The sequence below is a fragment of the Bradyrhizobium sp. CCBAU 65884 genome, from assembly GCF_028128835.1.
Taxonomy (GTDB): domain Bacteria; phylum Pseudomonadota; class Alphaproteobacteria; order Rhizobiales; family Xanthobacteraceae; genus Bradyrhizobium; species Bradyrhizobium ottawaense.
Map to the genome: position 1 here is coordinate 20,919 of NZ_LBJU01000079.1, position 13,020 is coordinate 33,938.

The window sequence follows — 13,020 nt, forward strand, 5'->3', positions numbered from 1 at the left end:
CAAGCGACGTGCCCACCATCTCTGCGTGATCGCAATAGATACATGACGTGGGCACGCTACGCTTTGCCCACCCTACGAGAGTTCGTCTAACCCGCGGCGATCTTCTCCGCGCGCTGGAAAGCGGGACGTGCCATGCAGCGCGCGAGATAGGCGTCGAAGGCAGGGCGCGACGGCACCATCTTGAACAGGCGCAGCGCGAAATTCAGGCCCGAGCCGATCGTGACGTCGGCGGCCGAAAACTCCTCGCCGAGAATCCACGGCCCCTCGGCGAGCGCAGCTTCCAGAACGTCGAACACCTGCGTCGCGCTGCCCCAGGCCGCGGTCGAGGTCGGGATCTCGATCTTGGTGAAGATCTGGATGATGGCAGGTTCGATGCAGCCCGGGGAGAAGAACAGCCATTGCATATAGCGCGCGCGGCGCGGGTCGGTCACGGCGGGTGCGAGCTTCGTCTCGGGGTAGCGGTCGGCGATGTAGGCGCAAATGGCCGCGGCCTCGCCAAGGGCTGCATCGCCGTCGCTGAGCGCCGGCACTTTCCCCATCGGATTGACCCTGAGGAAATCCGGCGCCTTTTGCGCGCCGGTCGAGATGTCGGTCAGCACGCGCTCATAGGGCAGGCCGCTCTCTTCCATCAGCCAGAGCGTCGTGAACGAGCGCGAGCGGGGCGACCAATAGAGCTTGATCATGGCGGGAACCTTTCATCGGCGGAAGGCCAGCAGCGTGCAATTCATGCCGCGTTTGCCGCGTATCCGCAACGCACTACGCCTGGGTCGATGCCAACCAGCGTAAACGACATGTGGGTCAACGTTGTTCAGTGTCGCTTTGGCGTGCTGCTGGTCGACGTCCAAGCAAAAGCGGCAACGTCTTGTCGAGGCTTTCCGCCAGCATGGCGCGCACGCCGTCGCGCAGTGCGGGGTTGTCGGCGGCATCTTCAGGGCGCGTTGGAAACGATTCTGCGGGCAACTCGCGATAAGGGCCGCCGACGAGCTCGCCCAAAAACCTCTGCACCGCCAGCGAATGATCCAGGTTGATCAGCGCAGAGCTCTGTCTGACGATGGCAAAGGCGCGCCCGTCAAAGATACGGATAAACGCCAGGGCGTGGAGAAAGATGCGACGCCCGAGCACCACATCCTGGTTGAGGATGCCGAAGCCGCGGACCGTATAGCTTGATGACCCGATCGGACTGATTGCATTGAGGATCTGGATGTAGTGCCGGCAATTCGTTCCTTTCACGGCCTCGCGCATGTATCCGGCCAGCTCCGCGTTGGGATCGCGGACCAACCTATCTTTCAACGTGTCCTTTGACTCATCGTGGGGAGGAAATTTCGCCGGATTGTAGGTGATTCTCAGAACGGACGCGCCGGCAGGGATCGCGGCGCGAGTCCGCGCGAAGATCAGATCGCTCAGTCCCCAGCCTGGGATCGGGACCACCGTCTTCTTGTTCTGAAATATGGTCAGGCCGGTCGTCTGCACGGTGAACTCATCGCCGGTGGTGATGACGACACCGAAGTCGCACGAGCCGCCGGCCACGGGAGCGGGCTTGCCCGTCGCTTCACGCCGCGTGGTCAGCTTGCCATTGGCTTGTTTGACGGTTGGTTGTGCCGTCTCCCATTGGGCTTGTGCCGGCGCCTGAGTTGAAGAACACCACAGGATGAGCGTAATGACGAGCAGCCGGGCGATCATGCTGAATGCGACTGTGTTCGCAGGCGCAGCCAAACTTGATCCTTTGGCGCGTGGTGTCGACAAAGGCGCTTACTCTTCCTTTAGATAGCCGGGGAGGTTCCGGTCGAGCCTTTCTACGACGAGCGCACGCGTTCTCTCGCGCAACGCCGCGTTGGTCGAAGCTGTCTCGGGCGGATCTGGGAACAGTGAATTGTCGAGCTTCGTGATCGGGTCTTCAAACAGACGCATGCTTGTGGCGAGATTCGCGCCGATATCCGTAAGGGGGCGCTTGATCTGTTCGTAGCTGCGGCCGTCAATCAGCGTGATCGCAACATTGGCGAAAAGGTGTGAGTGCCGAATCAAGCTGCCGAGCCCCTGGTTGTAGGTGCCGATCCCGTTCAGCGTCATGTTTGAGTTCGGCAGCTTCGTCTTGAAAGTGGTTGCGACGAGATAGCGATCGCAATTCGCATTCCCGGTGAACCCCTTCACGATCACCGGCAGAGTCTCTTTGGGGTCCGGGATGAAGATCGCCTTCGCATGATAGAAGGGATCGAAGGCGCCCTTGGGATAAGCGATCCTGCGTATCGAGGAATCGTTGTTCGTTGCCGCCCGCACGCGCGCGAAAACGAGATCATCGAGGCCCCAGTCGATCGGGATCTCCTTTGCTTCCGCCTCGAAGATTGTCACGCCGAACTTCTGTACGGAGTAATGCTCGCCGATTACCGAGATTACGCCGAGACGGCACGGACCGCTGTTCATCTGCTCGGCTGGTTTGACTGCCGCAGCTTTCGGCTTCGTCGCCGCTTTCTTGACGGTCGGCTTTGAGGGAGGCGTGGGTGGCGCGGTGGTTGCAGGAGGAGTTTGAGCTGCTGCCAGAGCTAGAGAAGACAGCAAAACGATCGCGGAAGCAGCAAATCGAATCATGGATTCCAGGGCATCAGCAGCGGGAGAATATCGATCACGCCACCCTAGATTAGGACGGTGACAACCGCAAGCTGCACCCGGAGGTCGTGGTCTATCCGGTTGGTCGCTGCCGCTTCCACCGGTAATATTTCATCATGAACCCGTTCGCTGGCTCGATCTCTTGCTTCTCGAACACGAAACCTTCGCGCTCGTACCAGCGCCAGGCTTTTTCGTTCTCGCGCACGCAGCGCAGGTGCATCTCGTCGGGCATTTGCGTGCGCGTGAAGGCGAGCAGCTTTCGCCCGAGCGATTGACCCTGATAGTCGGGCGCGACGAACAGCATGTCGAGATAGAGTTTTGGCACATGCAGCGCCAGCATGGCGGCGATGGTGCCGCGATCATCGGCGACGAACAGGCTCCAGCCGTTCTCGATCTCGCGTCGGATGCGCGCGCGGAGATTGGCGAGCAGAAAGTCGCTGGCCTCGCCGAGGCCGGTCGAGACCCAGCTCTCCATCCAGACGCGGCCGACCTCGTCGTATTCGTCGGCGCGGGCGGGGCGGATGATCGGGTGCGACATCGGAGCCTCAGGCCCGCTGGCTGCGCACAGGCGGGCGTGCGCGCACCTTGCCGGCCGACAGGCACACCACTTCGGAGATTTGCAGCAGCTGCCGCGCCAACGGGCTGGTCTTGCGCCAGACCATGCCGATGGTGCGGGATGGCTGCGGATCGAGGAAGCGCGCGAGCGAGACCGACGCCGATCGCGTCTCCACCGGCACGGCCATCTCCGGGATCAGCGTGACCCCGATGCCGGCGCTGACCATCTGGACCAGCGTCGACAGCGAATTGGCATCCAGCATCTCGCGCGGCGGCGCCGACTGCATGTTGCAAAACGACAGCGCCTGATCGCGGAAGCAGTGTCCCTCTTCGAGCAGCAACAGCCGCATCTCGCGCATCATCTCGCGCGACGGCGCCGGGGTCCCCTCATCCGCGCTCGGCCGGACCAGCAGGAATTTCTCCTCGAACAGGGCGACCTCGGTGAGCGAAGGCTCGGACACCGGCAGGGCCACGATGGCGGTGTCGAGCCGCCCTTCCACCAGCTCCTGGATCAATCGCGGCGTCATGGTCTCGCGCACGCGGATGTCGAGCTCCGGATGCATGCGCGTGAGATTCTTGGTGATGGTGGGCAGCAGATACGGCGCGATCGTCGGGATCATGCCGATGCGCAGGCGACCGGCGAAGCGATCCTGCGAGGCGCGGGCGAAATCGCCGAGCTCATCGACCGAGCGCAAAATGTCGCGAACGCGTTGCGCGAGCTCCTCGCCGAACCGGGTCAGCGCCACCTGCCGGGCGCTGCGCTCCAGCAGCAGGCCGCCGAGCGTCTCCTCCAACTCCTTGATCTGCATCGACAAGGCCGGTTGCGAGATGGAGCAGGACTCAGCCGCGCGGCCGAAATGGCCGTGACGCGCCAGGGCGTCGAAATACCGGAGCTGGCGCAGCGTCAGGTTTATCATCAGAAAATCCTATCGCAGCGATCATTAAAGTCAACTTTACCTGATAGGACGCGACGCTTAGAGTGGTTCTACCTGGTCAAAGGCGCGAGTTCGACGCCACCAGAGGAGGTATTCATGGACGACACTTCGAAGTGCCCGTTTTCGGGTGGAAAACGCGTGCCAGCGAACCGCGATTGGTGGCCAACTCAGCTCAGCATCGAGATGCTGCACAAGAATTCCGGCCTGTCCGATCCGATGGGCGACGAATTCGACTATGCCAAGGAATTCAAGACGCTCGACCTTAACGCGGTCGTCAAGGACCTGACCGCGCTGATGACGGACTCGCAGGAGTGGTGGCCCGCCGACTTCGGTCACTATGGCGGTCTCATGATCCGTATGACCTGGCACAGCGCGGGCACCTACCGCATCACCGACGGCCGTGGCGGCGCCGGAGCCGGCCAGCAGCGTTTCGCACCACTCAACAGCTGGCCCGACAACGCCAACCTCGACAAGGCGCGCCGGCTGCTGTGGCCGATCAAGCAGAAATACGGCCGCAAGCTCTCCTGGGCCGACCTGATGGTTCTCGCCGGCAACGTCGCGCTGGAATCGATGGGCTTCAAGACCTTCGGCTTCGCCGGCGGCCGCGCCGACGTCTGGGAGCCGGAAGAGCTCTATTGGGGTCCCGAAGGCACGTGGCTGGGTGATGAGCGCTACAGCGGCGAACGCCAGCTCGCCGAGCCGCTCGGCGCGGTGCAGATGGGCCTCATCTACGTCAATCCGGAAGGCCCGAACGGCAAGCCGGACCCGGTTGCCGCGGCCAAGGACATCCGCGAGACCTTCGCCCGCATGGCGATGAACGACGAAGAGACCGTCGCGCTGATCGCCGGCGGCCACTCCTTCGGCAAGACACACGGCGCGGGCGATCCGTCGCTGGTCGGTCCGGAGCCGGAAGCGGGCGCGCTCGAGGATCAAGGCCTCGGCTGGAAGAGCAAGCACGCTTCGGGCCTCGCCGGTGATTCCATCACCAGCGGTCTCGAAGTGACCTGGACGGCGACGCCGACCAAGTGGAGCAACAACTTCTTCGAGAACCTGTTCAACTACGAATGGGAGCTTACGAAGAGCCCGGGCGGTGCGAACCAGTGGACCGCCAAGGGCGCCGACGCGATCATTCCCGATGCCTTCGACAAGTCGAAGAAGCATCGGCCGACCATGCTGACCACCGACCTCTCGCTGCGTTTCGACCCGGCCTACGAGAAGATCTCGCGTCGCTTCCTGGAGAATCCAGCTCAGTTCGCGGACGCCTTTGCCCGCGCCTGGTTCAAGCTCACCCATCGCGACATGGGTCCGATCCAGCGTTATCTCGGCCCGCTGGTGCCGAAGGAGACGCTGATCTGGCAGGATCCGATTCCGGCCGTGAATCACGAGCTGGCCAGCGAGCAGGACATCGCGGCGCTGAAGAGCAAGATCCTGGCCTCGGGTCTGTCGGTCTCCGAGCTGGTCTCGACCGCCTGGGCGTCCGCCTCGACGTTCCGCGGCTCCGACAAGCGCGGCGGCGCCAACGGCGCGCGCATCCGTCTTGCCCCGCAGAAGGATTGGGAGGTGAACCAGCCGGCTCAGCTCTCCAAGGTTCTGGGCAAGCTCGAAGCGATCCAGAAGGACTTCAACGCGTCTTCAGGCGCGAAGAAGGTCTCGCTCGCGGACCTCATCGTGCTCGGCGGTTCTGCCGCGGTCGAGAAGGCCGCCAAGGATGCCGGCGTCGACGTCAAGGTCGGCTTCACGCCGGGCCGGATGGACGCCTCGCAGGAGCAGACTGACGCTGCCTCCTTTGCTCCGTTGGAGCCGCGCGCTGATGGTTTCCGCAACTTCATCGGCAAGCGGCATCAGTTCATGCAGCAGGAAGAAGCCCTGGTCGATCGCGCGCAACTGCTCCGGCTCACCGGCCCGGAGATGACGGTGCTTCTCGGCGGCTTGCGCGTACTCGGTGCCAATGCGAACGGTTCGAAGCACGGCGTCCTCACCTCGAAGGTGGGAACGCTCAGCAACGACTTCTTCGTCAACCTGCTCGACATGAGCACCCAATGGTCCCCGGCGGCCGACGGCACATACGAAGCCCGCGACCGCAAGACCAATGCGGTCAAGTGGACCGGCACGCGCGTCGACCTGATCTTCGGGGCGCACTCGCAGCTTCGCGCCTACGCCGAGGTCTATGCCACCTCGGACGCCAAGGAGAAGTTCGTGAAGGACTTCGCCAAGGCCTGGACCAAGGTGATGAACCTCGACCGGTACGACATCGCGGCGTAAGTCGCTGCACCTCTCCTGCTTGCGGGAGAGGTGCAAGTCACCCCGGGGCGGACACAAACAAAAAGGGCGGCCCTTCGGCCGCCCTTTCGTTCTTCTGCAGTGTAGCGAGCGCTTACTCGCCGGCGGCTTCGCGCGGGGCCTTCTCGCCCTCGCCGCCCTTGCCTTCGAGGTCTTCGCCGGTGGTCTGATCGACCACCTTCATCGACAGGCGGGTCTTGCCGCGGTCGTCGAAGCCGAGCAGCTTGACCTTGACCTTGTCGCCTTCCTTGACGACGTCGGAGGTCTTCTGCACGCGCGCCGAGGCGAGCTGGCTGATGTGGACGAGGCCGTCCTTGGAGCCGAAGAAGTTCACGAAGGCGCCGAACTCCATCACCTTGACGACGGTGCCGTCATAGATCTGGCCGACTTCCGGATCGGAGGCGATCGACTTGATCCACTTGATCGCGGCCTTCATGGCCTCGCCGTCGCTGGAGGCGACCTTCACGGTGCCGTCGTCTTCGATATTGACCTTGGCGCCGGTCTTCTCGACGATCTCGCGGATCACCTTGCCGCCGGTGCCGATCACTTCGCGGATCTTGTCGGTGGCGATCTTGAAGGTCTCGATGCGCGGCGCGTATTCGCCGAGCTCGGCACGGGCGTTGGTGAGCGCCTTGGCCATCTCGCCGAGGATGTGGATACGACCATCCTTGGCCTGGGCCAGTGCCACCTTCATGATCTCTTCGGTGATGCCCTCGATCTTGATGTCCATCTGGAGCGAGGTGATGCCCTGCTCGGTACCGGCGACCTTGAAGTCCATGTCGCCGAGATGGTCTTCGTCACCGAGGATGTCCGAGAGAACCGCAAAGCGCTTGTCTTCGAGGATCAGGCCCATCGCGATGCCCGCGGTCGGCCGCTTCAACGGCACGCCGGCATCCATCAGCGCCAGCGAAGCGCCGCAGACCGAAGCCATTGAGGACGAGCCGTTCGACTCGGTGATCTCCGACACCACGCGCGTGGTGTAGGGGAATTCGTGATGCGGCGGCAAGACCGGGTGGATCGCGCGCCAGGCCAGCTTGCCGTGGCCGATCTCGCGACGCTTGGTGCCGCCGAGGCGGCCGGTCTCACCGACCGAGTAGGGAGGGAAGTTGTAGTGCAGCAGGAACGTCTCTTTGTACGTTCCCGACAGCGCGTCGATGTACTGCTCGTCCTCGCCGGTGCCGAGCGTGGTCACGACCATCGCCTGGGTCTCGCCGCGGGTGAACAGCGCCGAGCCGTGGGCGCGGGGCAGCACGCCGACTTCGGCGACGATGTTGCGGACGGTCTTGCTGTCGCGGCCGTCGATGCGCTTGCCGGTGTCGAGGATGTTCCAGCGAACGATCTTGGCTTCGAGCTCCTTGAACACGCCGGCGATGCGCAGCTTGTCGTATTTCGGCTCCTGCCCTTCCGGGAAGTAGTGGGCGATCACCTTTTCCTTGACCTTGCCGACCGCGGCGTAGCGATCCTGCTTGACCGGAATGGCGTAGGCGGCGCGCAGCTCCTGCTCGACGAGGCCGAGCATTTCCTTCTCGAGCGCCGAATTGTCGATCACGGTGACTTCGCGCGGCTCCTTCGCAGCCTTCTCGGCGAGCTCGATGATCGCGTTGATCACCGGCTGGAAGTGGCGGTGACCGAACATCACCGCGCCGAGCATGATGTCTTCGTTCAGCTCCTTGGCTTCCGATTCGACCATCAGCACGGCGTCGGCGGTGCCGGCGACGACCAGGTCGAGCTGGGTGTCGACCATCTCGTCGAGCGTCGGGTTGAGGATGAACTCGTCATTGGCGAAGCCGACGCGCGCCGCGCCGATCGGGCCCTTGAAGGGCGCGCCGGACAGCGTCAGCGCAGCGGACGAAGCCACCAGCGCGACGATATCAGGATCGTTTTCCATGTCGTGTGAGAGCACGGTGACGATCACCTGGGTCTCGTTGCGCCAGCCGTCGACGAACAGCGGACGGATCGGACGGTCGATCAGGCGGGAGACCAGCGTCTCCTTCTCGGTCGGACGTCCCTCGCGCTTGAAATAGCCGCCGGGAATGCGGCCCGCAGCGTAGGTCTTCTCCTGATAGTCGACGGTCAGCGGCAGGAAGTCGACGCCTTCGCGCGGCGCCTTGGCCGCGACGACGGTGGCGAGCACCACGGTCTCGCCATAGGTGGCGACGACGGCGCCATCGGCCTGACGGGCGATCTTGCCGGTTTCCAGCTTGAGAGTGCGTCCACCCCAGTCGATCTCGACCGAATGCTTATTGAACATAGATGTCTTCTTTCATGGGTTCTCGAAAGAAGGACGGCTCGAAAAACAAAAACCATGCGCAAGATTGCGGGGCGCTGATCGAAGCGGGTGATCAGCGTCCTGCGATCCTGCCATGGTTTTTGGATTTCGGATGGCGTCCATCCTTTCGGGTCATACGGGCGCCTTGCCCGTTGTGCCCAGCCGCCGGATTGCTGCTGGACTGTCAGTCGGCACGAATGCGAACACCGAACCTTCGATCTTCGCTCATCATGCCCGGATGCTGGCCGTCAACGGCCCGCATCCGACGTGCACGCAACCTCGATCAAAAAGCTTAAAATAAGCGCTTTCGTTCGAAACCACGTGCGAAAACGCGCGCCGTTGGCGCGCGCAAGAACTCTTAACGACGAATGTTGTGCTTCTCGAGCAGCGCCTTGTAACGCGCCTCGTCCCGCTTCTTGAGGTAGTCGAGCAGCGAGCGGCGGGTCGAGACCAGCTTCAAAAGGCCGCGACGCGAATGGTTGTCCTTCACGTGGGTCTTGAAATGGTTGGTGAGGTTGTTGATGCGTTCCGACAGGATCGCGACCTGAACCTCGGGCGAGCCGGTGTCGCCGGCCTTGTTGGCATTCGTCTTGATGACTTCCGCTTTGCGTTCTGCGGCAATCGACATCGTCAATTTCTCTCGTTGCGACCGGGGCTGGCAGTCAGGCCGGTCAGGTTGAACACACGCTTGGGGATGATTTCGCCATTGCCGACTTCAGCAAGCGCGAGAAGACGGCCTGCCACCGTGACATAGACTGTGCCGCTACAAGTGGGCGCATCCCGTCCGCGCAACAAAACGGCCTGGCCCCGATGGAGCCTTGCCGCATCAGCCCGAGTGACGGCCAGTGCCGGGATGTCGTCCAGCGCGGTCTCAACGGGCATAAGCGCGTCCGCGAGGCTACCCTCGCCGGACGCGGCTCTATCGCACAAAGCCTCCAGCTGATCCAGCGGAATCATGTCGTTTTCGCCAAATGGGCCGACCAGGGTCCGCCTGAGCGCGCAGATATGGCCGAAAGTGCCGAGAATCCGGCCCATATCGCGGGCCAACGCCCGGACATAGGTGCCCTTGCCGCATTCGGCCTCGAACACGGCTCGGTCGTTATCCGGTTGATCCACAAGGGTTAAATGGTGAATTTCGACCGGACGGGCGGCCAGTTCCACGACCTCGCCGTCGCGGGCGAGGTCGTAGGCGCGCTCGCCCTGGACCTTGATCGCGGAATAGCGCGGTGGGATCTGCTCGATCACCCCGGTGAAGCGGGGCAACAGGGCCAGGATGGCCTCGCGGGTCGGACGCTGGTCGGAGGTCGCGGTCACCCGGCCCTCGATGTCGTCGGTGTCGCGCTCCTCGCCCCAGCACACCGTGAACTGGTAGCGCTTGCGGCCGTCCATGACGAAGGGAACGGTCTTGGTGGCTTCCCCGAGCGCGATCGGCAGCCCGCCCGAGGCGAGCGGATCGAGCGTGCCGGCGTGTCCGGCGCGCTTGGCGTTGAACAGGCGCTTGAGCACCGCAACCGCCTGCGTCGACGTCATGCCGATCGGCTTGTCGAGCACGACCCAGCCATGGACGTCGCGCCGGTCGCGGCGAACCTGGTTGCCCTTCTGCCTGGCATTGGCACGCGGATCATTGTTGACGCGGCGCGGCTCCTGATGCGGCTGCGAATCGCCGCCGAGATCCGCAAAATTATTTTTCTGCACGTCGCGCTGATCGGCTTGTTCGCCGCTGATCGTGTCGTGAGCCGGGTCCATGGTCATCGTTCTTCTTCCCGATCCGTCTCCGGATCCTGTTCCAAATCCTGTTCGAGGTCCTTCTGAACTGCAGGTGTTCGCAAAAGCTTCTCGATCCGTTCCGCTTCGTCGAATCGTTCGTCGACGCGGAAACGAAGATCAGGTGCAAATTTCAGGTTAACGCGCCGCGCGACCTCGCCGCGCAGAAACTTCTTGTTGCGTTCGAGCGCAGCGATGACGACCGCGGTGTCGTGGCCACCGAGCGGCATCACATAGACTGTCGCGAGCTTCAGGTCGGGTGACATCCGCACCTCCGGCACGGTGATGATGTGACCTTCGAGATCCGCATCATGCACATTGCCTTGCGCCAGAATATCGGCCATCGCGTGGCGAACCTGCTCGCCAACGCGCAACTGACGTTGCGAGCCTCCGCCGGGTGCGGAATTTTTTTTCTGATGATGGCGTGGCATCTCGAAAATCACCTCGTCATGCCCGTGTTTGGGACACGGGCATTGTCATTTGTCCTGTTGAAACGAAGAGGGGTGGATGGCCGGAAAAAATCCGGCCATCGCACTCCCGCAATTTCAGTTCAAAAAAGATCCGGGCGCTTCGGTAAGATTTGGACTTACAGGGAGCGCTGGATCGTCTCTACGCGGTAACACTCGATCACGTCACCGGCACGCATGTCGTGGTAGTTCTCGAAGGCCATGCCGCATTCCTGACCGGACTGGACTTCCTTCACTTCGTCCTTGAAGCGCTTCAGCGTCGACAGCTTGCCTTCGTGCACGACGACGTTGTCGCGGATCAGGCGCACATTGGCGCCGCGTTCCACGGTGCCGTCGGTGACGCGGCAGCCGGCGACCTTGCCGACCTTGGAGATGTTGAAGATCTCCAGGATCGCGGCATTGCCGAGCATGGTTTCGCGCAAGGTCGGCGCGAGCAAGCCGCTCATCGCCTTCTTCACGTCGTCCACGAGGTCGTAGATGATGTTGTAGTAGCGGATCTCGATGCCGTTGCGCTTGGCGGCCGCAGCGGCCTCCTTGTTGGCACGAACCGAGAAGCCGATGATCGCGGCGTTGAAGCCTTCGGCCAGCGTCACGTCGGATTCCGAGATACCGCCGACGCCGGCATGCAGGATGCGGGCTGCGACCTCGTCGGTACCGAGCTTCTCCAGCGAGCCGAGGATTGCTTCCAGCGAGCCCTGCACGTCGGCCTTGATGATCAGCGGGAATTCCTTGCGGCCCGCGGTCTTCAATTGCGACATCATCTGCTCGAGCGAGCCGCGCATGCCGGAGATCGAGGCAGCCGCGTTCTCGCGCTTCTGGTGCGCACGGTAGCTGGTGACCTGGCGGGCGCGGGCTTCGTTCTCGACCACGGCGAGACGATCGCCGGCTTCCGGCGGACCGTTGAAGCCGAGCACTTCGACCGGCACCGACGGACCGGCTTCCTGCACGGTCTCGCCCTGATCCGAGATCAGCGCGCGGACGCGGCCCATCTCGGCGCCTGCGACGATGATGTCGCCGACCCGGAGCGTGCCGCGCTGGACCAGTACGGTCGCGACCGGACCGCGGCCGCGGTCGAGCTTGGCCTCGATCACGGTGCCCTCGGCCGGCCGTTCCGAATTGGTCTTGAGGTCGAGGATATCTGCCTGGAGCGCGATCATCTCGAGCAGCTTGTCGAGATTGGTCTTGTTCTTGGCGGACACTTCGACGTCGACGACTTCGCCGCCGAAGGATTCCACCTGCACCTCGTGCTGGAGCAGCTCGGTGCGCACGCGCTCGGGCTTGGCGTCGGGCTTGTCGATCTTGTTGATGGCAACGATGATCGGCACCCGCGCCGCCTTGGCGTGGTTGATGGCTTCGATCGTCTGCGGCATGACGCCGTCATCGGCCGCAACCACCAGCACGACGATGTCGGTCACCTTGGCGCCGCGGGCGCGCATCGCGGTGAACGCGGCGTGGCCGGGCGTGTCGATGAAGGTGATCTTCTTGCCGCTTTCGGGCGACAGCACCTGATAGGCGCCGATATGCTGGGTGATGCCGCCGGCTTCGCCGGAGACGACGTTGGCATGACGGAGCGCGTCGAGCAGCGAGGTCTTGCCGTGGTCGACGTGACCCATGACGGTCACCACGGGCGAGCGGGTCTCAGTGTCGGTCGAATCGTCGGTGGCGTCGAACAGACCTTCTTCAACGTCGGACGCAGCAACGCGCTTGACGGTGTGGCCGAGCTCTTCGGCGATCAGCTGCGCAGTGTCGGCGTCGATCACGTCGGTGATCTTATGGATCGCGCCCTGCTTCATCAGCATGCGGATGATTTCCACCGCGCGCTCGGCCATGCGGTTGGCGAGCTCCTGGATGGTGATCGCTTCCGGAATGACCACCTCGCGGATGAGCTTTTCCTTCGGCTCGTTCGCGGCATGGCCCTTCAGGCGTTGGGTGCGGCGGCGGAACGAGGCGATCGAGCGCTCGCGCACGTCGTCGGCATTGAATGCGGTCACGACCGTCAGGCGGCCGCGCTCCTTCTGCGGGCCGGGCTTGTGGGTGGGCTTGGGGGCTACCACGGGACGCGCGGCGCCGCCGGGGCCGCGGCGGATCTGGCGCGGACCATCGTCCTCGTCCGGGCCGGCAGCAACCGCGGGAGCGCGGCCCAACGGGC

The 13,020-nt window shown here is 63.4% G+C and carries 11 protein-coding genes; 1 reads left to right on the forward strand and 10 read right to left on the reverse strand.

Features of this window, described 5'->3' with window-relative positions:
- Positions 1-86 precede the first annotated feature (86 nt).
- From XI03_RS04205 to XI03_RS04225, 5 genes are all read right to left on the reverse strand, one after another.
- Positions 87-683, reverse strand: coding sequence for a glutathione S-transferase family protein (locus XI03_RS04205; RefSeq protein WP_271591417.1), 597 nt, complete (start codon positions 681-683; stop codon positions 87-89).
- 115 nt (positions 684-798) lie between these two features.
- Positions 799-1,680, reverse strand: a complete 882-nt coding sequence (locus tag XI03_RS04210; RefSeq protein ID WP_271591418.1) for a hypothetical protein — start codon at positions 1,678-1,680, stop codon at positions 799-801.
- 69 nt (positions 1,681-1,749) lie between these two features.
- Positions 1,750-2,583, reverse strand: coding sequence for a hypothetical protein (locus XI03_RS04215; protein WP_271591419.1), 834 nt, complete (start codon positions 2,581-2,583; stop codon positions 1,750-1,752).
- Between the two features lie 91 nt (positions 2,584-2,674).
- The gene (locus XI03_RS04220) at positions 2,675-3,139 is read right to left on the reverse strand and encodes a GNAT family N-acetyltransferase (protein WP_271591420.1); all 465 of its coding nucleotides are present in this window, start codon (positions 3,137-3,139) and stop codon (positions 2,675-2,677) included.
- Between the two features lie 7 nt (positions 3,140-3,146).
- A complete protein-coding gene (locus XI03_RS04225) occupies positions 3,147-4,073 on the reverse strand; it encodes a hydrogen peroxide-inducible genes activator (RefSeq protein WP_028139503.1) in 927 nt (308 codons plus the stop codon).
- Between the two features lie 114 nt (positions 4,074-4,187).
- On the opposite strand from XI03_RS04225, the gene katG reads away from it, so the two are divergent.
- The gene (katG, locus tag XI03_RS04230) at positions 4,188-6,353 is read left to right on the forward strand and encodes a catalase/peroxidase HPI (RefSeq protein WP_271591421.1); all 2,166 of its coding nucleotides are present in this window, start codon (positions 4,188-4,190) and stop codon (positions 6,351-6,353) included.
- A gap of 112 nt (positions 6,354-6,465) precedes the next feature.
- Here katG and pnp read toward each other — a convergent pair whose 3' ends face one another.
- The 5 genes from pnp to infB all read right to left on the reverse strand — a co-directional run.
- Positions 6,466-8,622, reverse strand: coding sequence for a polyribonucleotide nucleotidyltransferase (gene pnp, locus XI03_RS04235; protein WP_038970619.1), 2,157 nt, complete (start codon positions 8,620-8,622; stop codon positions 6,466-6,468).
- 376 nt (positions 8,623-8,998) lie between these two features.
- Positions 8,999-9,268, reverse strand: a complete 270-nt coding sequence (gene rpsO, locus XI03_RS04240) for a 30S ribosomal protein S15 (protein WP_008131787.1) — start codon at positions 9,266-9,268, stop codon at positions 8,999-9,001.
- A 2-nt stretch (positions 9,269-9,270) separates the two neighbouring features.
- Positions 9,271-10,392: a tRNA pseudouridine(55) synthase TruB gene (gene truB, locus XI03_RS04245; protein WP_271591422.1), complete on the reverse strand. Its 1,122-nt coding sequence runs from the start codon at positions 10,390-10,392 to the stop codon at positions 9,271-9,273.
- Positions 10,389-10,835 carry a 30S ribosome-binding factor RbfA gene (gene rbfA, locus XI03_RS04250; RefSeq protein ID WP_018319415.1) on the reverse strand — a complete coding sequence of 149 codons (447 nt, stop codon included), beginning with the start codon at positions 10,833-10,835 and terminating at the stop codon, positions 10,389-10,391. Before rbfA ends, truB begins: the two co-directional genes overlap by 4 nt.
- A gap of 155 nt (positions 10,836-10,990) precedes the next feature.
- A partial coding sequence (gene infB / locus XI03_RS04255; RefSeq protein ID WP_271591423.1) for a translation initiation factor IF-2 occupies positions 10,991-13,020 on the reverse strand: 2,030 nt, incomplete at its 5' end.